Genomic DNA, 24,808 nt, shown 5'->3' with positions numbered 1-24,808 from the left:
CATGATCACGACAGACCTGATTATTGCAGAGACCGGCTGGGACGCCCTGCCGGACCTCGCCGCCCTGTGCGACCGCGCCTTTGCGGCGGCAGCGGCTGTGGAGCCGGCGGACGGCACCGTGTCGCTTCTGCTGGCCGATGATACGGTCCTGCACCAGCTGAACCGGGATTTCCGGGGCAAGGACAAGCCGACGGACGTGTTGTCTTTCCCGGCCCATGAGATGGACCGGCCGCTGCTGGGCGATATCGCCGTGGCGCTGGGGGTCTCGGCGCGTGATGCAGACGCGCAGGGCATCGGCCTCGCCGATCACCTGACCCATCTGCTGGTGCATGGATACCTGCACCTGCTGGGGCATGATCATGAAGGGGAGGCGGAAGCCGCCCTTATGGAAGGATTGGAGATAAAGGCGCTTGCATCGCTCGGCATTCCAAACCCATATGGAACAGACTGATTTACTGAGACGATGAGCGATCCAGACCCTTCTGATACCACGCCGCAAAAGCGGCGGCGTACCTTTTTCGGAATAGGCCGCCGGCAGGAAAGTGCGCCTGCAGCGCCGGCTGAACCAAACGGCAATTCGGAGGCGTCCGCCCCTGTGACCCCTCAGGCCATGCGCCTGCGCATTCAGGAATTCCAGGAATTGCGCGTCGAAGACGTGATGGTTGCCCGGGCCGAGGTGAAGGCCGTCGAGGTGAACACCGAATTTCCCGATCTCCTGAAAGTGTTTGCCGAATGCACCCATTCCCGCCTGCCGGTTTTCCGCGAAACGCTGGATGATCCGATCGGCTTTGTGCACATCAAGGATGTGGTCAGCGAACTGGCCAAGGGCGGCGAACCGACCAAGCGGCCGCTTGAGCGGCTGCACCGGGAAGTGCTTTATGTTCCGCCCTCCATGAAACTGTCCGATTTGCTGGTGAAGATGCAGTCCACCCGCATTCATCTGGCATTGGTTGTGGATGAGTATGGTGGAACGGACGGACTGGTGAGTCTGGAAGACCTGGTAGAGGAAATCGTCGGTGACATCGAAGACGAACACGACGATGAAGAGCCCATGTTCGTCCGGCGCAGCGCACGGGTGTGGGAAGTCGATGCGCGCACCGAAATACAGGATTTCGCCGAGGAGACGGGGATTGACCTCGAACTCACTGATGAGGATTCGGAATTCGACACGCTGGGCGGGATCGCCTACGCGCTCGCCGGGCGTGTGCCTGTGCGCGGGGAAATCCTGCGCCACCCGTCCGGGGTCGAGATCGAAGTCCTCGATGCCGATGCCCGCCGCATCCGGCGCCTGCGTCTCCGGACGCCTGAACCTGTGCCCGCGCCCAAGCCGCAGGAGTAGGCAAAAATGAATACCGCTGTCCGCAGCCACGGGTTCACTGCGCTTGGACCCCTTCACGAAGCGTTTGCCCGGCTGACCGGGTGGGCCGCTGCCGGGGCCGCTGTCCTGCTGGGCGCGTTTTCGGCCGTTGCGTTCGCCCCGTTCCATTTCAGCGCTGTGCTGGCCCTCTCCTTCACCGGCCTGATCTGGATGATCGACGGCGCCCGCGGTCATCGCCGATGGGGCAGGGCGGTGTTCATGCGGACCTGGGCGTTTGGCGTCGGGTTTACGCTGATTTCCATGCACTGGACGGCTGAACCCTTCCTGGTCGAGCCGGAACGTTTCGCCGTCTTTCTCTGGATGCCGCTGATCCTGCTGCCGGCAGGCATGGCGCTGATCTGGGGGGCGTTCGGGGCCATGGCAGGGGCCTTCTGGTCTGCCTCGCCGTCGCGGGTCTTCGTCTTTGCATTCTTCTTTGCGCTGGCAGAATTTGTACGTGGCCACCTGTTCGGCGGCTTCCCCTGGAACCTGCCGGGCACGACCTGGGTGCCGGGCGGGGCGCTGTCGCAGGCGGCCTCGCTGGGCGGGGTCTACTGGCTGACCCTGCTGACGGTTTTCGTAATGGCGGCGCCTGCGGCGATGGTCGACACGCGCGATGCGCGCGGCCTGGTGCTGCGGATCGCCCCCTCATTCGGTGCGGTCATTCTGCTCGCTTTCGGCTGGGCCTGGGGCGCGCAGCGCATCGCCGCGCCGTCTCCGCTGACCGAGCAATATGTCGTGCTGATGGATTCCGGCGTACCGCAGGACGAGAAATGGGAAGTCGGCCCGGATGCCGTGATGGTCGAATACCTGCGCATGTTGACCAATGGCGAGAGCGAGCCGGGCGACATCATCGTCTGGCCGGAAGGCGCGGTTCCGACCAGCCTGCTGAACGATATCAATGCGCTGGATGCGATCGGCGCCTATCTCGGCCCGCGCACCCTGATCGCCGGGACGACCCGCTATCAGCTGGAAGGCCAGAACGAGCGGGTGTATTTCAATTCCATGGTCGTGCTGGACGAGAATGTCAGCCGGTCTGGCGCCGTGGCGCTGTATGACAAATTCCGCCTCGTCCCGTTCGGGGAACTGGCGGCGGCGCAAATCATCCCGTTCGGGCAGTCCATATCGGATTACCTGCCAGGCGCGATGCAGCAACTGGCGCGCAACGGCTTCCAGCCCGGCACCGGCCCGGCCGTGATCTTTGCCGACAATGTGCCGCCCTTCGTGGCCCTGATCTGTTATGAGGGCCTGTACCCGGAGATTACGCGCGCAGCGAACCTTGCCGCCCGGGCGGACTGGATCGTGCTGGTCTCGAATGACGCCTGGTTCGGCGGCGGCATGGGCCCGGCCCAGCACTATGCCCAGAACCGGTATCGTGCGATTGAGAGCGGCCTGCCCATGGCCCGGGTCGCCAGCCGCGGGGCCTCCGCGATTATCGACGGATATGGCCGCGAAGTCCTGCGGGCCTCTCCCGTGCAGGATGCGCCGTCGGGGTGGAGCACGACCTTCGGGCGCGGCAAGCTGCCGGCCCCGGCAAAGGTGACCCTGTTCCAGAGCCGCGCGGGGGTCGTGCTGTTCTGGCTCACCCTTGCAGGCTTTGTGGGACTGGCATTTGCAACTTGGCGCCGCTAGGAGTGCGCGCCGGACCAGAATTGCGCTGCGGGTAGGGGACACATGTCTGATAGCAAGCTTCCGAGTGGAATAGACCGCGTGGTCGGCCAGCGTATCCGCTGGCGCCGCCGGGAGCTCAAACTGTCTCAGGAACAACTCGCCGAATTGCTGAGCCTGACCTTCCAGCAGGTTCAGAAATACGAGAAAGGCGTGAACCGCGTTTCCGCCGGACGCCTGTTCGAGATCGCCTCGGTGATGGGCGTGCAGGTCAATTATTTCTATGACGGCGCCGAAAGCCAGCTGGAAGACAGCCGTCCGTACCGCTTCGCCGAGGGCGGCGGCGCCAATGAGGGGCCGCGGGCCCCTGTCCTCGATGCCGAGACGCTGGACCTGATCGCGGCGTTCCAGAAGATCGAGGACGATTCCCTGCGCAAGTCCCTGCTGAACACGGTGCGGGCCGCGGCCTCTGCGTTCGAGTCGAAGCAGAGCGAGGATTGATTGCGCCGCGGCGCTCGGGCATCAGGCGCGCCATGAACGAGACGTCAGATCAAAAGGGCGGCACACCAGGCAGCGATCAGGCCGGCCGCCCCATCCGTACATTCGGCCGCATCGGCGGGCGGGCGTTGTCCGCGCGCCAGCAGGCGCTGGTCGACGATCTGCTGCCGCGGCTGCAGGTTCCGGAAGGCCTGGCCGATCCGCAGACACTGTTCCCCGGCCTCAGGGAAACCTGGCTGGAGATCGGCTTCGGCGGCGGAGAGCATCTGGCCGAACAGGCCCGGCGCAATCCGGATGTCGGTCTCATCGGCTGTGAGCCCTTCATTGAAGGCATGGCCAAGGCGCTGACACAGGTGGATGCAGACGGGCTGACCAATGTCCGTTTGCGGATGGATGATGCCCGGCCGCTGGTCGACGGGCTGTCGCCGGGCAGCCTGGCGCGTGTCTTCATCATGTTCCCGGACCCGTGGCCCAAGAAGCGCCAGCAGAAGCGCCGCCTGATCCAGCCGGACTTTCTGGACAGCTTGCACCGGGCCTGCCGGACCGGGGCGCAGGTCCGTTTCGCCACCGATGTCACGAGCTATGCCGACGAGGCGCTCTGGCGCTTCCTGCAGCATGGCGGATACAATTGGCTGGCCGGGGCCGCAGATGACTGGCGCCGCCCGCCGGCCGACCATGTGACGACCCGTTATGAAACAAAGCGGCTCGGGGATTGTGACCCGGTCTGGTACGATTTCGAAATCGTCTGACGCCTGCGGATATTCTTGACGGAAATCCCGAACCCGTGTACAAAATGTCGCATCGAATTCGGTCGGTCTGAAATATCAAGACCCCGTCAGACCGACGGCCATGACTTTCTTCCTACCCGTTTCGATAGGCAGACCTCCCCGAATTCCGGGATCGGCTGCTTTCTACGACACAAAGGACGACAAGTAATGGCAACTGGCAAAGTGAAATGGTTCAACGACCAGAAGGGCTTTGGCTTCATCAAACCTGATGAAGGCGGCACGGACGTGTTTGTTCACATCTCCGCAGTTGAACGCTCGGGCCTCCGCACGCTGGCGGAAGACCAGGCAGTTTCCTACGAGCTCTACAAGGACGAGCGCCGCGGCAAGACCTCGGCGGTGGACCTGAAGATCCTCTAAGGTTTCCTGTAAATTCAGGAACTGGAACGGCAGCTCTTCGGAGCTGCCGTTTTTTGTTGGGGCCATTTTTGTCTGGAAAGGCCCTGCTGAGCGTCCCTCTCGACAGAGCCCGCCGGGAGGACTATATATCTATCCAAGTCGAAACATATCGGCGGCGGTTCCGGAAACGGGGCCGCCGCTTTTCTTTACCGGAAGGTCCCGTCTGCCTGCATGATCGCGCTGACTGAACAGGAACGCAGAATTCTCAGCCTCGCCACGCCCGTGGCCGAGTCTCTGGGCATGGAGATCGTGCGCCTGCGTATCCAGGGCGGGCGCCGGCCCCACCTTCAGATCATGGCCGAGAAAGAAGGCGGGGCGCCGACCGATGTCGAAGATTGCGCGCGCCTGTCGCGTGCCATTGGCCCGGTGCTGGAAGCAAGTGACCCGATCAAGGAAGCCTACACGCTGGAGGTCTCGACCCCCGGCATCGACCGGCCCCTGACGCGGGAAGGGGATTTCGGACGCTGGGTCGGCCATCTGGTCAAAGTGGAACTGGCCCGCCCGATTGACGGCCGCCGCCGCTTTACCGGTGTGATCATGGGCGAAGACGCGGACGGCGCGCATATCGAGCTGGACGATGATGTCGAGCTGGTGGCCCACGTTCACGAGATGAGCCGGGCGAGCCTCATGCTGACCGACGAACTGATTGAGGCGGCGCGTGCAGCCGGAAACCTGCCGCCGCAGCCGGATGAAGACGACCTCGGCGATCTTGAGATCGACGAGACGGAAGACAACACAGAATCCAATGAAGAGACGGGAGACGTCCAATGAGCGCTATCGGCGTTTCAGCCAACAGGCTCGAAATTCTGCAGATCGCCAAGGCCGTGGCCGAGGAGAAGTCGATCGACCAGTCGATCGTCATCGAGGCCATGCAGGAAGCTATCGAGAAGGCTGCCAAGGCGAAATACGGCCAGGAGCATGATATCCGCGCCACCATCGACCCGGTCACCGGCGAGCAGACGTTGCTGCGTGTTCTCACGGTTGTCCCGGAAGAGGAATTCGAAGACGACGCCAAACAGCTGCGTCTTGCGGAAGCCAAGAAAATCGACCCGTCGCTCGAAATTGGCGGTGAGCTGACCGAAGAGCTGCCGCCCTTCGATTTTGGCCGCGTTGCTGCTCAGACCGCCAAGCAGGTCATCATGCAGAAGGTGCGCGATGCCGAGCGCGAGCGTCAGTACAATGAGTACAAGGACCGCGTCGGCGAAGTGATCTCCGGCGTCGTCAAGCGCGTCGAGTATGGCCATGTGATCGTGGACCTCGGCCGCGCCGAAGGCATTATCCGCCGCAATGACGGTATCCCGCGCGAGAACTTCCAGCCGAATGATCGTGTGCGTGCATATCTCTACAAGGTCTCCCGCGAGACCAAGGGTCCGCAGATCTTCCTGTCGCGCGCCGCGCCTGACTTCATGGTCAAGCTGTTCGCCCAGGAAGTGCCGGAAGTTTACGAAGGTGTGATCGAGATCAAGGCCTGTGCCCGCGATCCGGGATCGCGTGCCAAGATCGGCGTGATTTCCAACGACTCTTCCATCGATCCCGTCGGCGCCTGTGTCGGTATGCGCGGTGCGCGCGTGCAGGCCGTTGTCGGCGAGCTGTCGGGCGAGAAGATCGACATCATCCCGTGGAGCTATGACGACGCGACCTTCATCGTGAACGCGCTGCAGCCGGCCGAAGTGTCGAAAGTGGTGCTCGACGAAGAAGAACGGCGTGTGGAAGTCGTGGTTGCCGACGACCAGTTCCCGCTGGCCATTGGCCGCCGCGGCCAGAACGTGCGTCTCGCATCTCAGCTGACCGGCTGGCAGATCGACCTGATCACGGAAACCTCCGACTCCGAGCGTTACCAGCGCGAATTCCAGGAGCGGACCGAGCTGTTCATGAAGGCGCTCGACGCCGACGAGACGCTGGCTCAGCTGCTGGCTTCCGAAGGCTTCGAAACGGTCGAAGAGATCGCTTACGTCGCGCCGGAAGACTTCATCTCGATCGAGGGCTTCGACGAAGACGTCGCGGCCGAGCTGCAGGAACGTGCCCGCGAATATCTTGAGCGCCTGGCCGCTGAAAACGATGCCAAGCGCAAGGAGCTGGGCGTTGAAGATGCGGTAATGGAACTTGAGGGCATGAACCCGTCCTTCGCGGTTCGCCTGGGTGAGGAAGGCGTGAAGACGCTGGATGACGTCGCTGGCCTGGTGCCGGACGACATCACCGGCTGGCGCGAGCCGGGCCCGGACGGCAAACCGGTTTGGGTCGAGGGCGTTCTCAAAAAGGGCGAAATGCGCAAGGACGACGCGCAGATGTTCATCATGAAGGCCCGCGTTGCGGCTGGATGGATCGAGGCGGATGCCATCGATCAGATGATCGCCGCCCAGAAAGAAGCCGAAGCGCCTCAGGAGCTGACCGAGGAAGAGCGGGCGCTGCTGGCGCTGAACACGCTCGATAGCAGTGAGGCCGAGGAAATCGACCTTGGCGACCTCGGTGAGCTGGGTGATCTCGGCGACATTGACCTTGAAGCTCTGGCAGCGGAGGGCGGCGATGACGAAGCCGCACCCAAAGAGTGATGTCGCAGTAACCGGCACTGAAGGAATCCCTGCGGACGGAAGCGATGCTTCCGTCCGGCAGTGTGCCGTGACGCGTGAGCGTCTCGGCAAGGAGGCGCTTGTGCGCTTCGCACTTTCGCCCGACGGCGTCGTGACGCCGGATGTGGCGGAAAAGCTTCCCGGACGCGGGGTCTGGATCAAGGCAGACCTCGCCGTTCTGGCAGAGGCACTCAAGAAGAATGCGTTTGCCCGCGCATTCAAGACTTCCGTCCAAGTTCCCGATGGCCTTCCGGATACGGTGGAAAGCCTGCTGGTGCAGCGCTTCATTGGCCTGCTGGGCATGGCGAAGAAGGGCGGGGACGTGGTGATCGGCTTCGATCAGGTGCGTGACGCCCTCAACAAGCGGGCCCCCGGACTCATGCTGGAGGCATCCGACGGTGCAGAAGATGGCCGTTCTAAGCTGTATTTCCTCGCGAAAGGACTATATAGCGGGGTGGAAGTTGCGGGTGCCCTGACATCGGCTGAATTGGGCATGGCATTCGGACGTGAGCGTGTGATACACGGTCTCGTCCGCAAGGGGCCTTTCGCCAAAGCTCTGAAGGCCGCGTATGCGCGCCTTGCCGGGTTTCGGGAGAGGCCGGAGCTGGACTGGTTTACGGATCAGGATCGGTAGCGGACAAACCGCCTTCGCGCCATGTGGGTGCGCTGGCCAGAATTGTGATATGTAGGACGAATGAGCGATACGAAAGACACTGGTGGCAATACGGGCGGGCGCAAGCCGCTCACTGTTTCCCGCAAGACATCGGGTACGGTGAAGCAGAGCTTCAGCCATGGCCGGTCCAAACAGGTCGTCGTGGAGACGAAGAAGCGACGGACCGTGGGTCCGGGCGGTTCGGGCGGCTCTGAAGGAGGCGGTGCTGCGGCATCCGGTTCCGGCAAGGGAGAGCCCTCGCTCGAGCAGAAGCTGAAAGCGATTGCGGCCCAGCGCGGCATCACCGTCGCGGAGCTGATTGCGCAGCAGAAAGCTCTGGCCGAACAGAAGAACAAGCAGAACGCGCGCGCAAAAGAGATCGAGAAAGACAAGGCAGCTCAGGAGCGCCTCCGGTCCGAACAAGAGCGCAAGCTTCAGGAACAAAAAGAACGCGAAGAGGCCGAAGCCCGCCGCAAGGCTGAGGAAGAAGCCCGCAAGGCTGCGGAAGCGGCTGAGAAGGAGCGTGCCGAGCACGCCTCCAAATCGTCCCGTGCGAAATCGGATTTCCAGGCTGCGCCCGGCGCACCCGCCCCGGCTGCAGAAGAAAGCAGCGGCCGTGGCAAGCGCGGCAAGGGCGGCCGGGATGACCGCAGCAGCGACCGGACGCGCAGCGACACGTCCTCGCGTGGACGCGGTGGCGATTCCCGCCGCCGTGGCAAGCTGACCATTACGTCTGCACTTGGCGATGATGCCGACCGCCAGCGGTCGCTCGCCTCGGTTCGCCGGGCCCGCGAGCGTGAACGCGAACGCCGCGGTGGTGGTGGCGATCAGCGCGAAAAAGTGTCCGTCGAGGTCACGCTGCCTGAAACGATTACGTTGCAGGACCTGGCCGGCCGGATGAACGAACGCGTCGCCGACGTCGTCAAATTCATGATCCAGCAGGGCGAGATGCTCCGCGGCAACGACATCATCGATGCCGACACGGCCGAACTGATCGCCGAGGAATTCGGCCACACGGTGCGGCGCGTTGCGGAATCCGATGTCGAAATCGGTCTGGAAGGGGCAGAGGACGATCCGAAGGATCTGAAGCCGCGCCCGCCGATCGTGACCATCATGGGCCATGTCGATCACGGCAAGACCTCGCTGCTTGACGCCCTGCGCAAGACCGATGTGGTCGGCGGCGAAGCCGGCGGCATTACCCAGCACATCGGTGCCTATCAGGTGAAACTGAAGTCGGGCGACCGGATCACCTTCCTCGACACGCCGGGTCACGCAGCCTTCACGGCCATGCGGGCCCGCGGGGCTACGGCGACCGATATCGCGATCATCGTGGTGGCTGCGGACGACTCCGTCATGCCGCAGACGATCGAATCCATCAATCACGCCAAGGCGGCCGGTGTTCCGATCATCATCGCTGTCAACAAGAGCGATCTGGAAACGGCCGATCCCGACAAGGTGCTGACGGACCTTCTGCAGCACGACGTCCAGGTCGAAAGCATGGGCGGTGAAACGCAGGCGGTTGCCGTGTCGGCCAAGACCGGCGCCGGCCTCGATGAGCTGACAGATGCCATCTCGCTGCAGGCTGAACTGCTGGAACTGAAGGCCAATCCGGACCGGGATGCTGATGGCATCGTGGTGGAAAGCCAGCTCGACAAGGGCCGTGGCCCGGTGGCGACGGTTCTGGTGAAGCGCGGCACGCTGCAGCGTGGCGATATTGTTGTGGCCGGAACGCAGTGGGGCAAGGTACGTGCCCTGGTCGACGAGCGCGGCCAGCAATTGAAAGACGCAGGCCCGTCCCAGCCGGTTGAGGTGCTCGGTCTTGATGGTGCGCCCGATCCGGGTGAGTCCTTCGTGGTGGTCGACACCGAAGCCAGAGCGCGCGAGATTACGGATTACCGTATCCGGACGAAGCGCCAGGTGTCCGGCAAGGCCGGTGCGGCCGCACGTGCATCTCTGGACCAGCTGATGAACCGCCTGAAGGAAGGCGCGGTGGAAACATCGGAACTTCCTGTGGTGGTGAAGGGCGATGTTCAGGGCTCTGTCGAAGCGATTTCGCAGTCTCTGGACAAACTCTCGACCGAGGAAGTCCGCGCCCATGTCATTCACGGGGCCGTCGGCGGTATCTCGGAAAGCGATGTGCTGCTGGCGAAATCGTCGGAAGCGCCGATCTTCGCCTTCAACGTCCGCGCCAACAAGCAGGCCCGCGACCTCGCCGAAAAGGAAGGCGTGGAAATCCGCTACTATTCGGTGATCTATGACCTGATCGACGACGTGAAAGCGACCCTGTCGGGCATGCTGGCACCGGAGAAGCGCGAGACCTTCATCGGCTATGCCGAGATCCTCGAAGTCTTCAACATCACCAAAGTGGGCAAGGTTGCCGGCTGTAAGATCAGCGAAGGCAAGGTTCTCCGCGGCTGTGGTGTGCGCCTGCTGCGCGACGATGTCGTGATCCACGAAGGCAAGCTGAAGACACTGAAACGCTTCAAGGACGAAGTGAACGAAGTGTCTTCCGGTATGGAATGCGGCATGGCGTTCGAGCGCTATGACGACATCCGTGTCGGCGACAAGATCGAATGCTTCCAGGTTGAGGAAATCGCAAGAACGCTCGACTAGTCTGGTCTTCCATGACTGAGCCGCTCACCGTCACGGGTCTTTTGACCGAAAAGGATGTCAGGAAGCTGACACGTCTGGCGCGTGGCGGCACAGTCGGGCCGACGGCCGTGTATTATGCCGGCGTGACGGCGCCGATCATCTCCGCCAGCATGTCGGTTCTGATGCGCAATGCCATGATCATGGTCGGCGCGAGCCCGTATTGGCAGTGGCTGATCGCGGCGTTCGTCGCGGCCTTTGCCGGGATCGCCTGGTACCTGATCTTTATCCGCTGGTCTTATCGGCATGCGCATGGCCGCGGCACGGAAACCAAGCTTGAGACCTGTATCGCGCTGGAAGAGGACGGTTTGGTCATCCGGCGGGGCGGCATCGAAACACGTGCCACCTGGAGCAGTGTCGTGGATGTGGCGGCATCGGGTGGGCATGTTACGGTCAGGCTCGACGGCGCCGCGCCGCTGATCGTCCCGAATGCCTGGTTTGGCAAAAACAAGGCTGCGCGCCAGGCTTTCCTGGCCCGGCTCAGAGAGAAGGTTCAGTCCTGATGGCACGCAAGTCAGCCCCGCCCGGTATGCCGTCGCAGCGCCAGCTGCGCGCCGGCGAACTCGTGCGTCATGCCCTGACGGACATTCTCTCACGCGAGGCATTCCGCGACCCGGACCTTGAACAGGTCATGATTACAGTCGGAGAGGTCCGCTGCTCTCCGGACCTGAAACATGCGAATGTCTTTATTTCTCCTCTGGGGGACGACTCGGACGAAGGCCGCACCCGGCTGGCCACCGCGCTCAACCGGGCGGCAGGATTCCTCCGTGGCCGTCTCGGACGCGAAATCGAGCTGCGTTATACGCCGGAACTGCACTTCATTGCCGATAATTCCTATGATGACGCGACGGCGATCGACCGTCTCCTGATGGACCCGAAGGTCCGCCGGGACGTGGAAGGCGAATAAGCCAAGCTTATCCTGAACTTCAGAGGGTCCGTCACATTTGACCGGACCACTTAAGCCATTCGAAATGATGAGTGGCTAGAAACCAATTGTCTTGGGTACATCGTAACTTTTATCAGGTCGCCACTCTGGCGGAGCCATATGCACGATTATTCCCAAGACGAACGCGCAGATATGCCGTTCTGGCGATCCAGCCCATTTCTTGATGCCGGCTGGATCATCGTCTTCTTCGGTACAATTCTTCTGTTCGCGATCCATCTGGAAGCGTTCGAATACGTCGTTGACCTGTCTCATCAGCATGAGAGCTGGGAACTCGATGAGATCATGACCACGATGATGCTGTTGCCAATCGGGCTGGTGATCTATGCCAAACGCCGCCTGGACGAGGCCCGCGCGGAACTCAGGCGCAGGCAGGTGGCGGAGACGGAAGCCAGCCAGATGGCCTTGCATGACACGCTGACCGGGCTGGGCAATCGCCGCAAGGCGCAGGTCGAAATTTCGCGAGCCCTCGAACGGGCAGAAGAGGAGCCGGTCACGCTCATCTCGATCGACCTTAATCGCTTCAAACCGGTGAATGACCTGCATGGCCATGCGATCGGCGATGAATTGCTGCTCGCGGCGGGCGCCCGCCTGATCAATGCGGCAGGGCCCCGGGCGTCTGTCTATCGTTTTGGCGGGGATGAATTCTGTGTCCTGTTGCCGGGCGCCTTCTCGGAAGATGAATTGCTGGCGCGGGTCGAAGCCATCTCGGTGGCGTTCGATCGCCGGTTCGACCTGACCGATGTGTCGGTTTCGGTCGGGGCGAGTGTCGGCGCAACGACGACGTCCGATCCCAATGCCAGTATGGATGAACTCATGTCCCAGGCGGATGCCGCCATGTACCGGTGCAAGAACAATGGCCGCAACGGATTCAGCTTCTTTGAAGCCGGTATGGAAGTCGCCGCGCTGCGCCGTGCGAAAGTGGAAGAAGAACTGCGCCAGGCCCTGGCCGAAGACAGGATCCAGGCTCACTTCCAGCCGCTCGTGCGGCTCGAGGACAAGACAATCATTGGCTATGAGGCGCTGGCACGCTGGTGCATGGGAGACGGAACGTGCCGCGAGCCGGATGAATTCATCTCGATCGCCGAAGAAGCCGGGCTTATCTCGGACATCTTCTATGTCGTTCTGAGAAAAGCCGCGAAGGCCGCCCGGACCTGGCCCAGCGAGTTGACGTTTTCAGTCAATCTCTCGCCGGTTCAGTTCAACGACCCCTGGCTTGTGGAGCGTATTCTTCAGATCCTGGTCGAAGAAGGCATCCAGCCGGGACGCCTTGATATCGAGGTGACGGAGAATGCTCTGGTCGGTGATTTCCAGATTGCCCGGGATGTTCTCTGGTCTCTCAAGAACCAGGGCATCCACATTTCACTGGATGATTTCGGTACGGGCTATTCCTCCCTGCGTCACCTCAGCGAACTGCCTTTCGAAGTTTTGAAGATTGACCGGTCGTTCATCGAAAACCTGTCCGTGGACACCACATCGCAGACCATCGTGCGCACCGTCACGTCCATGGCCCACAGTCTCGGCCTGATCGTGACGGCAGAGGGCGTCAACTCGGTCGACAATGCGACGGCCGTTTCAGAGTTCGGCTGCGATATCGGCCAGGGATTCCTGTTCGGCCGGCCTGAAGCGGTCGGTGCCGGACGTGCGTCACCGGCGGCCAACGAAGACGGGCCTGATAACGAATATCCTGTATCGGATGAGCCGACGGATCCACATCGCAAGCAGGCCTGATGTCGACGTCAGGACCGTGGACCGTGCTTTCTGAAGCGCATACGCCCGACAGAAGCGGCATGTGCCGCGCCGGCTGGTTTCTGGACCCGATGTAAGTTGACTTACTCTGGCCACATTGCCAGCATTTCATGACATGCCGAAAAGGGGCCGGACGACGGCCCGGAACAGGGCCTCGAAAAGGGTCCCGCAACAGGGGCAAGTGATGGATCGTCAGACGCTGGACATGGAAGGCGCCCGCCAGGGTGAGATTTCCGCTGCTTCCCTGCAGATGGGCGATGACACGATTGCCATCCAGCGCATCGCCACCATGACGGTGGAAGCGAATGATTTCTTCCCGTGGGACACGCCGAAGAACCGGGTGACGCAGAAGGGCTATGCGACGGCTTTCGTGTCGATGATGTTCTTCGCGCTCATGGGGATCGGCTGGTGGGCCGTCCTGCCAGGCCGCCCGGCCAGCCTGGTGATGCTGGGCATCGGCATCGTGATGCTGCTGGGCGCCATGATCTGCGGCCTGCGCGCGGGCATGATCGCGGCGAAGCTGCGCGTGAAGCAGAAATATTTCCGCCTCGTCATCGGCACATCCGATGCCCGCCAGATCCCGCTGGTGGACGACAATCGCGAGGTGTTGTGCAAGATCCGCGACGTGGTGCGCCACAAGATGGACACCGAAGACCGCACGCTGGTCGGCGAATTTGACCTGAACCTCGACGTCGTGAACCTGAAATCCCCGAACCAGCCCGAACCTGACCCGCCCCGTGGGCGGGCCACCGCCACGCCGGACCGCCCGGCCGAGCCGGAGCCGAAACCGCTGCCGGACCTGGAAGAGGCCGCCGATGACCCGCCGCTGCCAAAGCTTGCCCGCCGGCATGATGACGACCATCAGGATGCCCTGTTCGACAAGATCGCCGACGCGATGAAGCCCGCCTCCTGAGGCCGCCCCCAACGCCGCCCCGGCAATTCGGCGCATTCCGCCCGGTTGACGGCGCCTGCCTGCCCGCTTAAGGCCCACGCTTTCCATTCTGCCAGACCGCATCGCGGCGTCCGATCCGCCGGCCGGTGCAAGGGAGTTGATCTTGGCGAGACAACGCAAGCGCAAGGGCGACCCGGTGACCGGGTGGCTGAACCTGTTTAAACCCGTGGACATGACCTCCACCCAGGCCGTGGCGATCCTGAAGCGCCGCTACAATGCCGCGAAGGTGGGCCATGGCGGCACGCTTGATCCGCTGGCAGACGGTATCCTGCCGATTGCCTTCGGCGAGGCGACCAAGACCGTGCAATGGGCCATGGACGCCGAGAAGGAATATGTCTTCACCATCCGCTGGGGCATTTCCACCGCCAGCCAGGACGCAGAAGGGGAGGCGACCGCCACCTCCGATGCGCGGCCGACGCGAGAAGCGGTCGAGGAGCTCCTCAAATCCTATGTCGGCACGATCGAACAGGTGCCGCCGAAATATTCCGCCATCAAGGTGGACGGCCAGCGCGCCTATGACCTGGCCCGTGAGGGCGAGGATTTCGAGCTCAAGGCCCGCGAAGTGGACGTGTTCGACGCCGCCGTGATCGGCATGCCGGATGCGGACCATACGGTGATCCATGTCACCTCCGGCAAGGGCTTCTACGTCCGGGCCATGGCGCGGGACCTGGCCTTCGATCTTGGCTGCGAAGGCCATATCAGCCAGCTGCGCCGCACGCGCGTCGGCAATTTCGGCGCCGCGCAGGCCGTGCCGGTCTCCAGAATCGAGGAGACCGAAGACAAGGCCGAGCTGCTCGCCCTGCTGCAGCCGGTCCAGGCCGTGCTGGACGATATCCCCCAACTCACCATCACCCGCGGCGAGGCGGCCAATGTGCGCCAGGGCCGCGAGATCCAGCTGATGCCCCACCTTGTGGAACAGTGGCGGGCCGAGCGCGTGGACGATGACCGCGCCGCCCTCGTCATCTGCGACGGCCACGCCGTGGCCATGGGCGAGATCCGCGCCGGACGGTTCGAACCGGCCCGCGTGTTCGTCGCCTGACATCCCGCCCAGCACTTTGAACCGGCATGGCCTCAGCCATCCGGTGACGGAACATTCCGGCCCTAACGGGGCCATGGCGCAGCGGGCGCCGTGGCGCTCCGCCAGAAGTCAAAAGATAGGCTACGGAATGGAGCGTTACCGCCCGCCGCGCCGACTGGAGATTTCGATATCCGCGGGCGCGTCCGCCGTTTCATGACAGGATGCACCTGCCATGCCCGGCCGGCCCAGCAACACCCCCGAAAGGATGAAACCGGATCCGCCATAGCAGTCCTGGCCTTGGTAGGTCGTCTTTCCCTTCACCCCCACCCGACCGGATTCTCTAGACTTGCCCCCGGCCGTTACCCCGGGTGCAAACCAATCTCTCCAATCCTCCCCAAAGCAAACCGAACGGTACCGGCCCGGCCCCCGCCCTGAGAAGGCGCACAGAATGCCCGGGTGGGGATATGGGGTGGATTGGGAGGGTGGGAGAGGCGCTACTTTGCTGTTGCAGTGGGGGAGCGAGGTTGCCAAGCGTGTGGGATTGGTTGTCCATTCTCCACGCTTGCAATTTATAGGAAATCTGGTGCTTTTGTGTTTGACGCTATCGGAGGTGGCAGAAGATGCGGGATCAATTCCCATCATTTTACAAGTTTGATGAAGCTGGTGCGAAAAAGGTCTGGGCCGATGCCACTTTCGTGTTTGATGCGAACGTTCTCTTGAATGTTTATAGATATCCCGAAAAGGTTGCGACAGAGCTTCTAGATACAATCGAGAAATTCAAAGACCGAGTTTGGGTTCCCCATAACATCGCACTTGAATATCAGAGGAACAGACTGAAAGTTATTGCAGCACAGCGTGAGCGGATAGGTGACGTTCGTAAGCTAGTAGATGGCTCTGTCACCCAGTTGTCGCGAGAGTTTTCGAAGCTCGAATTAGATAAACGACATTCTTTCATCGACCCCCAAGCAATCATTGATGTGTTTGATGGGGCAAAGGAGAAAGCACTTAAAATAATTTCTCAGTCTGCCGACAAACAAATCGACGTGAACGACTTTGATCCAATTCGCAGCAGAATCGATGCAATATTTTCAGGCCGTGTGGGTAGTCCGCCTAAGGATCAAGAAGAGCTTGATTCAATATATGTTGAGGGTCAAAAGCGATACGATGATCTGATGCCTCCTGGTTTTAAGGACGCAGAAAAAGCAGAGGATTCAGAAGGTCATTTCCACTTCAATGGTTTGCATTACCAGAGCGCTTTTGGGGATTATTTGAACTGGCATCAGATTCTTTCTTACTTTTCTGATGTTAAATCAGCGTCGCTTGTGATCGTGACTGACGATGCGAAAGATGATTGGTGGTGGAGGGTACGTTCCTCTGGAAACAAGACAATCGGTATTCGAAGAGAACTGGTAGAAGAATTCTGTCAGATTACTGGGTCGAAGAATGTCATTGCATACGCTTCGGACTCTTTTCTGCGATATGCGAAAGAGAACGAAGGCGCAGAAATCAGCTCTGACGCAATTGAGACTGTTAAAGATGTTGCTCGTAGAAATGAACGCCGGTCGGAGAATGCGAGCAACCTCAAGACGGCTTTATTATTCAAGCGTCGCGTGTTCGAGTTGGAAGTTGAAAATGCCGTATATGAATATCTGCTCGAAAAGTATCCCGGCGCTCACATCGAATTTTCTCAGGGGCGATCTTATGACTTCATCGTTCGCAATTTAAAAGAAGCCACCTCTATTGCTGTAGAGGTGAAAACCATTTCCGACCAAACAAGTTTTTCTAAAATAGAAAAAGCATTGAACATTACACGTGGTATGGCCACAGAGAATAATTTTGAAAGCGTAGAGCTATATTTTCTATGTGAGGGAACGCAGGAACCGTTGACCCGTCTACTGAGCCAGATGGCGGAAGCTTATCACGACCCAAAGCTGAACGTTTTTGTGAGTAGCTTGCTGAACGGTCAGCTATTTGGCGTTGTCCACGTCTTTTGATATTTAGGCATTTGATCAGCGATTTCTCAACTCACCTCGCCCCCTTCCATTCCCCCCCAAAATGAGCCATAAGCCGCCGCTTGAGGTGGGCCTCTGGACCTTGACCCTGCTGGACGACATCCCGGCTGTGGCCAATGACCCCGGAAAACACCGAAAAACCCCGCCAAATCAGGCGTTTATGTAAACCCCGCCGCAAGGCGACAGTACGAAAGATATACGATGTCGATCACCGCTGAGAAAAAAGCAGAGCTCATCACGAAATTCGCCACCAAACCCGGCGATACGGGCTCTCCGGAAGTGCAGGTCGCGATCCTGACCGAACGGATCAACAATCTGACCGACCACTTCAAAACGAACAAAAAAGACAACCACTCCCGCCGCGGCCTGCTGGCCATGGTGGCAACGCGCAGAAAGCTGCTTGATTACGTCAAGGGCAAGGATGAGGCGCGGTATACCAAACTCATCGCCGAACTGGGCATTCGCCGCTAGGGCGACCCAAAACAAGCCCGCCGGGCAATAGGGCCGCGGCGGGCTTTTCGTATGTGAAGAAAGACAAGACGAAATGTTTAACAAGCAATCCGTGTCGCTGGAATGGGCCGGCCGCACGCTGACGATTGAAACGGGCCAGGTGGCCCGCCAGGCCGATGGCGCCGTTATGGTGACTTACGGCGACACGGTCCTCCTCGCGACGGCCGTTTTTGCGAAGGAAGCCAAGCCCGGACAGGACTTCTTCCCGCTGACTGTCAACTATCAGGAAAAATACTACGCATCGGGCCGCATCCCGGGTGGCTACTTCAAGCGTGAAGGCCGCCCGACCGAGAAAGAGACGCTGACCTCGCGCCTCATCGACCGCCCGATCCGCCCGCTGTTCGTGTCCGGCTTCAAGCATGAAGTCCAGGTCGTGCTGACGGCTGTGTCCTACGATCTCGAAAACGATCCGGACGTGCTCGGCATGATCGGCGCCTCTGCGGCGCTCGTCCTTTCCGGCGCCCCGTTCATGGGCCCGATCGGCGCAGCGCGCGTCGGCTACAAGGATGGCGAATACCTCATCAACCCGAGCCAGATGGACCTTGAAGAGTCCGAGCTGGACCTCGTCGTCGCCGGCACCGCCGACGCCGTGATGATGGTGGAATCTCAGGCCAAGGAACTTTCCGAGGAAGTCATGCTGGGCGCCGTTGTCGCCGGCCATGACGCCATGCAGCCGGTGATCGACGCGATCATCGACCTCGCCGAGAAAGCCGCCAAGGCCCCGTTCGACTTCGAGCCGGTGGACAATTCCGCCGCCGTCGCTGCGATCCAGAAGATTGTCGGCGCAGACCTGTCTGCCGCCTACAAGATCACCGACAAGCTGTCGCGCCAGGTCGCCGTTGGCGAAGCCCGCGACAAGGCGAAAGCCGCGCTGGTGGGCACCGAAGAAGAGCCGGGCGAAATGTCCGGTGACACGTTCAAGGCCGCCTTCAAGGCAACCGAAGCCGCTGTGGTCCGCGGGGACATCCTGAAGACCGGCGAACGCATCGACGGCCGCAAGCTGGATCAGGTTCGCCCGATCTTGGCCGAAGCCGGCTTCCTGCCGCGTACGCACGGTTCCTCGCTCTTCACCCGCGGTGAAACGCAGGCGATCTGTGTGGCCACGCTGGGAACATCCGATGACGAACAGTACATCGACAGCCTCGACGGCACGCGGAAGGAAAACTTCCTCCTGCACTACAACTTCCCGCCATACTCCGTCGGTGAAACCGGCCGGATGGGTGGGGCAGGCCGCCGCGAAATCGGCCACGGCAAGCTCGCCTGGCGCGCGCTGAAAGCCGTTCTGCCGGATCACGCGGAATTCCCGTACACGATCCGTCTTGTCTCCGAGATCACCGAGTCCAACGGCTCGTCCTCGATGGCGACGGTCTGCGGCTGCTCGCTGGCCATGATGGACGCCGGCGTGCCGGTGACCCGTCCGGTCTCCGGTATCGCCATGGGCCTGATCCTGGAAGGCGAAGAGTTCGCCGTCCTGTCCGACATCCTGGGTGACGAAGACCACCTCGGCGACATGGACTTCAAGGTCGCTGGTACCGAAGTCGGCGTGACTTCGCTGCAGATGGACATCAAGGTCGCCGGCATCACCAAGGACATCATGGAGAAAGCCCTCGCCCAGGCGAATGGCGGCCGGATGCACATCCTTGGCAAGATGGCCGAAGCCCTCGGCGAAAGCCGTGGCGCACTGTCCGAGAATGCCCCGCAGATGGAAATCATCAAAGTGCCGACCGACAAGATCCGCGACGTGATCGGCTCGGGCGGCAAGGTGATCCGCGGCATCGTGGACGAGTCCGGCGCCAAGGTGAACATCGACGATGATGGCACCGTGCAGGTCTCCGCGCTTGACCGTCCGTCCATCGACAAGGCCCTGCAGATGATCAAGGAGATCGTTGCAGAGCCGGAAGTCGGCGAGATCTATCAGGGCACGGTCGTTGGCCTGAAAGACTTCGGCGCCTTCGTGAACTTCTTCGGTCCGAAGGATGGCCTCGTCCACGTGTCGCAGATGGCGAACGAGCGCGTTGGCCATCCGAAAGACGTGGTCAAGGAAGGCGACAAGGTCTGGGTCAAGCTGCTCGGCTTCGACGATCGCGGCAAAGTCCGCCTGTCGATGAAAGTCGTCGACCAGGAGACCGGCAAGGAAATCTCCGAAGACAAGGACGGCGAAGAGGAATAAACCTCTCCCCAACCGTATTCAGAAGGCCGCCCCGAAACGGGCGGCCTTTTTATTGCCCAGATGTTTTCCGGAACCCGGCCGCATTTCGCGCGTCAATTCGCTCAAGCAACAAGAATTGACGAGCCGAACACATGCCTGCCTGCAAAACTCATGAAGCCTCCCGTATTGTCTTTGCGCCGGAAGACACGCTTTACGGCGCGATGACGGACCTGGACCAGCTTGCCCTCTGGCTGTTGCCGGATGGGGAGGATATGCGCATCGACAAATTCGATCTGCGGCCGGGCGGCACGTTCCGCGTCTCTTTCGGCCGCGATGGAGACTGCCCCGTCGAGGCCATCAATGGGCGCTTTATCGACATCATCAGCGACCAGCAGATTGTGCAGATCCTGGAACTCGACTCCGCCTTGCAGGGCTTCACCGGCACGATGCGCGTCACATGGAGCCTTGAGGACGTCGCGGAGGGGACATGCCTGAGGATCGTGGCCGATGACACGCCGCCGGGCCTGGACACCGACTGGCTGACCCGCCAGTTCGAGTTGACGCTGGACAGGCTGGCCACACTGGTGGAGCGCATGCCCAGTGCCAGCATCATCTATTCCGAGGCCGGCGCCCAGCCCTGCTAAGCGTTCGCGTCTGACAGCGCCTTCGCCACCGCCGCAATCGTGCGGGCCACATCCTCCTCATCCGTCCGCCAGCTGACGACGCTGACGCGCATGGCGCGCTGGCCGTTCCAGGTGGTGGGGGAGAAGAATAGTCTTCGCCCCAGGCACCGAATTGAAAAGGCCGCCCCTCACCGGGCGGCCTTTTTTGTCTGGGGTGTCGCTGTCTGGGGATGTCTGGCCGGGCGGTCAGATGCCCTGACCGCCGGAAACTTCGATCCGCTGGGCATTGATCCAGCGATTGTCCGGGGCCAGAAGGCTGGCGATCATCGGGCCGATATCGTCCGGCACGCCGACGCGGCCGAGTGCGGTCATCTCCGCGAAAGTGCGGTTGAGGTCCGGCGTGTCGCGCACGGCCCCGCCCAGAAAGTCGGTCTCGATGGCGCCCGGTGCGACCGTGTTCACAGCGATGCCGCGGCTGCCGACTTCCTTGGCGAGATAGACGCTCAGCACTTCGACGGCGCCTTTCACTGCGGAATAGGCGGCGAAGCCGGGTGCGGCGACGCGGGTGAGCCCCGATGACAGGTTCACGATGCGCCCGCCATCGGCGATCAGCGGCAGCAGGGCCTGTGTCAGGAAGAAGACGCCCTTGAAGTGGACATCCACCAGGGCGTCGAACTGCGCTTCGGTCGTGTCGGCGATCAGGGCCATGTCGCCATGGCCGGCATTGTTGACGAGATGATCGAAGGTTTCGCGGTCCCAGACCCGGCGAAGCGCGACTGAGAGGCGCTCTGCGAAATCCGCGAAGCTTGCGGCGTCTGCCGTGTCGAGCTGGAAGGCCACGGCCTTGCGGCCCATGGCTTCGATCTCGCCGACGACGGCCTCCGCCTCTTCCGCGCGGGAGCGGTAGGTGAGAATGACGTCGCTTCCACGGCGGGCGATGCTGAGGGCAGTGTTGCGGCCGAGGCCGCGGCTGCCGCCGGTGACGAGTGCGATCTTTGTCATGCAGGTCTCCTTTTGTCTCTGCGATGCCGGATGCATACCGGCCGGGGCGGGGAAAGGCGTTGCCGAAACCTTCGCAATACTTGCCTGATTCTCCGGGGCGGCTGGCGCAGTGCCCGCAGACGCGGTAGACAGGCCCTCATGACAGATACGCTTCTCTCGCGCGTACAGGCGTTTGCGGATGCGCATGCCGGCGTCTCTTCCGGGGCAGGGGCCGGCGCGCCGACCCCCATTCCGGGGCTCACCTGCATCCGTGCCGGGGCACCCAGCGAACTGGACTATGCGATTTCCCGCCCCGTTGTCTGCCTCGTGCTTCAGGGCGGTAAACAGGTGACAATGGGCCGGAACGTCTATGATTTCGGTGCGGGCGAGTCGCTGCTGATCATGGCGGACGTGCCGACGATCAGCCAGATCCGGCAGGCCAGCCCGGAGGCGCCTTATTACTCACTGGTGCTCGATCTCGATCCTGCGGTGATTGCGGACCTCGGTGCCGAAATGACAGGGCTGCCGCCACCGCATGGCGGGCCGGTCCGGGTGGAGCCGACCGAGCGGGAAGTGGCGGACACGGCGCTGCGTCTGATGCGATTGCTCGATCGTCCGGCTTCTGTTCCCGTGCTGCAGGCACAGCTTGTCCGGGAAATGCACTATTGGCTGCTGGAAGGCCGTCACGGTGCGGCGATCCGGCGGTTCGGCTGGCCGGACGGACAGGCGCAGCGCATCGCCCGCGCCGTGGCCTTGCTCCGGTCGGACTATGCGCAGGCGCTGCCGGTCGAGCGCCTCGCGGCGGAGGCGGGGATGAGCCTGTCGTCCTTCCACCAGCATTTCCGGGCGATCACTTCGCTTTCGCCGCTGCAGTTCCAGAAACAGCTGCGCCTGATCGAAGCGCGCCGGGCGATGCTGGCCGAGGGGCTGACAGCCAGCGAAGCGGCCTATGCGGTCGGCTATGAAAGCGTGCCGCAGTTCACACGGGAATATGGCCGCCTGTTCGGCCAGCCGCCGGGCCGGGAAATCGCCGCCGCGCGTGCCCGTGTGCAACAGAGTGCCTAGGTGCCGGCAAGGGCCCCGGTGAGGCAGGTCTGCACCGCCGCGATTGAGTGCGCGACATCCGCGTCATTCGTTCGCCAGCTGACGACGCTGACGCGCATGGCGCGGCGGCCGTTCCAGGTGGTGCCGGAGAAGAAGGCTTCGCCACTGGCGTTAACGCGGGCGATGATATCATCGGTGAACGCGTCATTCTCTTCCTTGCTGGCACCCGCCCGCTCAAACCGGACGAGGCCCTGATTGAGCACGGGGTCGTTCAGCGCCTTTGCGCTGGCCCCGGGGACGGAAAGGGCGCCGATGCCTGAGACCAGCGCGTGGCAATGCTCGCAACAGCGGTCGATCAGATCCGCCACGCCTTGCCGCCCCAGTTCCTGCAGGGCCGCATAGACGGGGATCGCCCGGGCCCGGCGGGAGAGTTCGAGGTTCCAGTCATTCGGGTCCCGCGCCTCCCTGCTGGGAGAGAGGTAGGCCGCGCCCAGCGCCATGGCGGCGCGGTGGGCTTCGGCATCCCGCACAAAGGCAATGCCGCAATCATAGGGCACGTTCAGCCATTTATGGCCGTCGGTCGCCCAGCTGTCGGCAAGCTCGATCCCTTCGGTCAGAGACCGCAGCCGCTCGCTGACCCGCGCGAACAGGCCGAACGCGCCATCGACATGCACCCAGGCGCCTGCCGCCCTCGCCACCGGGATCAGCGCGGCGAAATCGTCGAACGTGCCGACATTCAGGTCCGCCGCGTTCAGGCAGAGAATGATCGGCCCGTCATAATGGGAGAGCTTTTGCTCCAGGTCGTCCAGCTGCATGTCGCCCATCGGGCCGGTGTCCACGTCCACGATGTTGGACTGGCCAATGCCGAGATAGCGGATGGCGGAATCAATGGAGCCGTGCCGGTTGCGGCTTGTCAGAACGCGGATCGCGGGTGCACCGAAGAGGCCCTCTTCCTCCACATTCCAGCCAGCATGGGCGAGGACGCGGTGCCGCGCCGCCGCAAGCGCCGTGACGTGCGCCATCTGGCACCCCGTCGTGAAGGCGAAGGAGGCGTCTCGCGGCAGGTCGAACAGATCCTTCAGCCATTCGCCCGTGATCTCCTCGATCATCGCAGCGGCCGGGGCGACGGAGAACAGGCCAACATTCTGGTCCCATGCCGAGACAAGCCAGTCGGCGGCTGTGGCAGAGGGCAGGGACCCGGCCATGACCCAGGCGAAGAAGCGCCCGCCCGCATTGGCGTTCAGGCCCGGCGTGGCCTTCGCGGCCAGGGCGTCAATGATCTCACCGGCGTCGCGGCCCGTTTCCGGCAGGGGCGCCTCAAACGCGGCGCGCAGCTCTGCGGCGCCCGCCTGTGCCCCGGCGGGGCCGGTGTCCAGATTTTCCAGCCATTTCCGGGCATGGTGCCGGGCGCGCTCGAATGGGTCAGACATGTCGGCCTCCTTGAGGCTACGTCATACGCCCATGCCATCGTCCCGCCACCCGGAATTTGCGCCGCACTGTACAGGCTGTCCGGGCAAACATGTGGCCCGGGCAGGCAGGCGGGGGTTTCCCCGTTGAACGGGCAGGGGGTTTGCCGCTAAAGCCAATGCATGACCAAGCGCAAATCCTTCCTCATCGCGATGTCCGGCGGGTCCGGCTCCGGCAAGTCCACCCTGGCCGAGGCGCTGCTGGACCATCTGCCGGACGGCAAGGCCGTGATGTTCGGGGAGGATGCCTATTATCACCCGATGAGCTTCTACGGTGACCCGGCGAACGAAGAAGAACGCCTCGCCCTGATCGCGACCATCAATTATGACGCCCCGGCCTCCAAGGAGGTGGACCATCTGGTGAAGGATCTGCGCGCGCTGAAATCCGGGCAGGGGATCGACCAGCCCATCTATGATTATGACCGCCACGACCGCAGCATAAAGACGCGGCGGATCGAGCCTGCGCCGGTGCTGATCCTGGAAGGCATTCACGCGCTGTCCATGCCCAAGATCCGGCCGCTGATCGACCTGTCGGTCTATGTCGACACGCCGGACGATCTGCGCCTGGCGCGGCGGATCCGCCGGGACGTGGTCGAACGCGGGCGCGATGTGGAAAGCGTGCTGCAGCAATATCTCGGCACCGTCCGGGCGGCGCATTACCGCTGGACGCATCCGGCGAAATTCGAGGCCGATCTCGTGATCGCCGATGAAGGCCTGCCGGCCTATGGCAATGTGCGGCCCACGGGCGAAGCGCTGGAACGGATGCTGGCGCCTGTGCTGGCGCGCCTCCAGACCGCCGGGGTGACCTGACCCCGCGGGGGCTTGTAACTGTTCTGTTCATGTTCG

23 protein-coding genes are annotated in these 24,808 nt (G+C 62.2%); 21 read left to right on the top strand and 2 right to left on the bottom strand.

Annotated features, from left to right (window positions below; genetic code table 11):
• Position 1 precedes the first annotated feature (1 nt).
• The 19 genes from ybeY to HAD_RS03610 all read left to right on the top strand — a co-directional run bounded on the left by ybeY (position 2) and on the right by HAD_RS03610 (position 20,492).
• Positions 2-451, top strand: a complete 450-nt coding sequence (ybeY, locus tag HAD_RS03700) for an rRNA maturation RNase YbeY (RefSeq protein WP_035569497.1) — start codon at positions 2-4, stop codon at positions 449-451.
• 144 nt (positions 452-595) lie between these two features.
• The gene (locus HAD_RS03695; protein WP_241765290.1) at positions 596-1,339 is read left to right on the top strand and encodes a transporter associated domain-containing protein; all 744 of its coding nucleotides are present in this window, start codon (positions 596-598) and stop codon (positions 1,337-1,339) included.
• Positions 1,340-1,345: 6 nt separating this feature from the next.
• Complete coding sequence (gene lnt, locus HAD_RS03690) at positions 1,346-2,989, top strand: apolipoprotein N-acyltransferase (RefSeq protein WP_035569493.1); 1,644 nt, start codon at positions 1,346-1,348, stop codon at positions 2,987-2,989.
• A 42-nt stretch (positions 2,990-3,031) separates the two neighbouring features.
• Positions 3,032-3,466, top strand: a complete 435-nt coding sequence (locus HAD_RS03685; protein WP_035569492.1) for a helix-turn-helix domain-containing protein — start codon at positions 3,032-3,034, stop codon at positions 3,464-3,466.
• 32 nt (positions 3,467-3,498) lie between these two features.
• Positions 3,499-4,212 carry a tRNA (guanosine(46)-N7)-methyltransferase TrmB gene (gene trmB, locus HAD_RS03680; protein ID WP_051596214.1) on the top strand — a complete coding sequence of 238 codons (714 nt, stop codon included), beginning with the start codon at positions 3,499-3,501 and terminating at the stop codon, positions 4,210-4,212.
• 186 nt (positions 4,213-4,398) lie between these two features.
• Complete coding sequence (locus HAD_RS03675) at positions 4,399-4,608, top strand: cold-shock protein (protein ID WP_035569491.1); 210 nt, start codon at positions 4,399-4,401, stop codon at positions 4,606-4,608.
• 210 nt (positions 4,609-4,818) lie between these two features.
• Positions 4,819-5,418, top strand: coding sequence for a ribosome maturation factor RimP (gene rimP, locus HAD_RS03670; RefSeq protein WP_035569489.1), 600 nt, complete (start codon positions 4,819-4,821; stop codon positions 5,416-5,418).
• Positions 5,415-7,196 carry a transcription termination factor NusA gene (gene nusA / locus HAD_RS03665; protein ID WP_035569487.1) on the top strand — a complete coding sequence of 594 codons (1,782 nt, stop codon included), beginning with the start codon at positions 5,415-5,417 and terminating at the stop codon, positions 7,194-7,196. The genes rimP and nusA overlap by 4 nt, the downstream gene beginning before the upstream one ends.
• The gene (locus tag HAD_RS03660) at positions 7,171-7,848 is read left to right on the top strand and encodes an RNA-binding protein (RefSeq protein ID WP_035569486.1); all 678 of its coding nucleotides are present in this window, start codon (positions 7,171-7,173) and stop codon (positions 7,846-7,848) included. Before nusA ends, HAD_RS03660 begins: the two co-directional genes overlap by 26 nt.
• Before the next feature lie 60 nt (positions 7,849-7,908).
• Complete coding sequence (gene infB, locus HAD_RS03655; protein WP_035569485.1) at positions 7,909-10,479, top strand: translation initiation factor IF-2; 2,571 nt, start codon at positions 7,909-7,911, stop codon at positions 10,477-10,479.
• 11 nt (positions 10,480-10,490) lie between these two features.
• Positions 10,491-11,018 (top strand): YcxB family protein, encoded by a 528-nt coding sequence (locus tag HAD_RS03650; protein WP_035569484.1) that lies wholly within the window; start codon positions 10,491-10,493, stop codon positions 11,016-11,018.
• Entirely contained in the window at positions 11,018-11,422 is a 405-nt protein-coding gene (gene rbfA, locus HAD_RS03645) for a 30S ribosome-binding factor RbfA (RefSeq protein WP_035569483.1), read from the top strand. The genes HAD_RS03650 and rbfA overlap by 1 nt, the downstream gene beginning before the upstream one ends.
• A 138-nt stretch (positions 11,423-11,560) precedes the next feature.
• Positions 11,561-13,189: a putative bifunctional diguanylate cyclase/phosphodiesterase gene (locus HAD_RS03640; RefSeq protein WP_051595899.1), complete on the top strand. Its 1,629-nt coding sequence runs from the start codon at positions 11,561-11,563 to the stop codon at positions 13,187-13,189.
• A 202-nt stretch (positions 13,190-13,391) separates the two neighbouring features.
• Positions 13,392-14,120, top strand: coding sequence for a sulfite exporter TauE/SafE family protein (locus HAD_RS03635; RefSeq protein WP_035569481.1), 729 nt, complete (start codon positions 13,392-13,394; stop codon positions 14,118-14,120).
• Between the two features lie 142 nt (positions 14,121-14,262).
• Positions 14,263-15,198 carry a tRNA pseudouridine(55) synthase TruB gene (gene truB, locus HAD_RS03630; RefSeq protein WP_035569479.1) on the top strand — a complete coding sequence of 312 codons (936 nt, stop codon included), beginning with the start codon at positions 14,263-14,265 and terminating at the stop codon, positions 15,196-15,198.
• 599 nt (positions 15,199-15,797) lie between these two features.
• Positions 15,798-17,171 carry a PIN-like domain-containing protein gene (locus HAD_RS03625; RefSeq protein ID WP_035569478.1) on the top strand — a complete coding sequence of 458 codons (1,374 nt, stop codon included), beginning with the start codon at positions 15,798-15,800 and terminating at the stop codon, positions 17,169-17,171.
• A gap of 219 nt (positions 17,172-17,390) precedes the next feature.
• Positions 17,391-17,660 carry a 30S ribosomal protein S15 gene (gene rpsO, locus HAD_RS03620; protein ID WP_035569477.1) on the top strand — a complete coding sequence of 90 codons (270 nt, stop codon included), beginning with the start codon at positions 17,391-17,393 and terminating at the stop codon, positions 17,658-17,660.
• Positions 17,661-17,733: 73 nt separating this feature from the next.
• Complete coding sequence (pnp, locus tag HAD_RS03615) at positions 17,734-19,869, top strand: polyribonucleotide nucleotidyltransferase (protein WP_035569476.1); 2,136 nt, start codon at positions 17,734-17,736, stop codon at positions 19,867-19,869.
• Between the two features lie 131 nt (positions 19,870-20,000).
• Complete coding sequence (locus HAD_RS03610) at positions 20,001-20,492, top strand: SRPBCC domain-containing protein (protein ID WP_035569475.1); 492 nt, start codon at positions 20,001-20,003, stop codon at positions 20,490-20,492.
• A gap of 225 nt (positions 20,493-20,717) precedes the next feature.
• Here the strand turns inward: HAD_RS03610 and HAD_RS03605 are convergent, their stop codons facing one another.
• Complete coding sequence (locus HAD_RS03605) at positions 20,718-21,473, bottom strand: SDR family oxidoreductase (RefSeq protein ID WP_035569474.1); 756 nt, start codon at positions 21,471-21,473, stop codon at positions 20,718-20,720.
• 138 nt (positions 21,474-21,611) lie between these two features.
• Between HAD_RS03605 and HAD_RS03600 the strand changes: the two genes are divergently transcribed.
• On the top strand, positions 21,612-22,517 hold the full coding sequence (locus HAD_RS03600; protein WP_035569472.1) for an AraC family transcriptional regulator: 906 nt from the start codon (positions 21,612-21,614) through the stop codon (positions 22,515-22,517).
• On the opposite strand, the gene HAD_RS03595 is transcribed toward HAD_RS03600, so the two are convergent.
• Positions 22,514-23,926: a pyridoxal phosphate-dependent decarboxylase family protein gene (locus HAD_RS03595; RefSeq protein WP_035569471.1), complete on the bottom strand. Its 1,413-nt coding sequence runs from the start codon at positions 23,924-23,926 to the stop codon at positions 22,514-22,516. The genes HAD_RS03600 and HAD_RS03595 overlap by 4 nt on opposite strands.
• 159 nt (positions 23,927-24,085) lie before the next feature.
• On the opposite strand from HAD_RS03595, the gene udk reads away from it, so the two are divergent.
• Positions 24,086-24,772: a uridine kinase gene (gene udk, locus HAD_RS03590; protein ID WP_035569470.1), complete on the top strand. Its 687-nt coding sequence runs from the start codon at positions 24,086-24,088 to the stop codon at positions 24,770-24,772.
• Positions 24,773-24,808: the final 36 nt, after the last annotated feature.

The sequence above is a fragment of the Hyphomonas adhaerens MHS-3 genome, from assembly GCF_000685235.1.
Lineage (GTDB): Bacteria > Pseudomonadota > Alphaproteobacteria > Caulobacterales > Hyphomonadaceae > Hyphomonas > Hyphomonas adhaerens.
The sequence above is the reverse complement of the archived record's forward strand: the minus strand, read 5'-3'. Positions and strand labels throughout refer to the sequence as shown.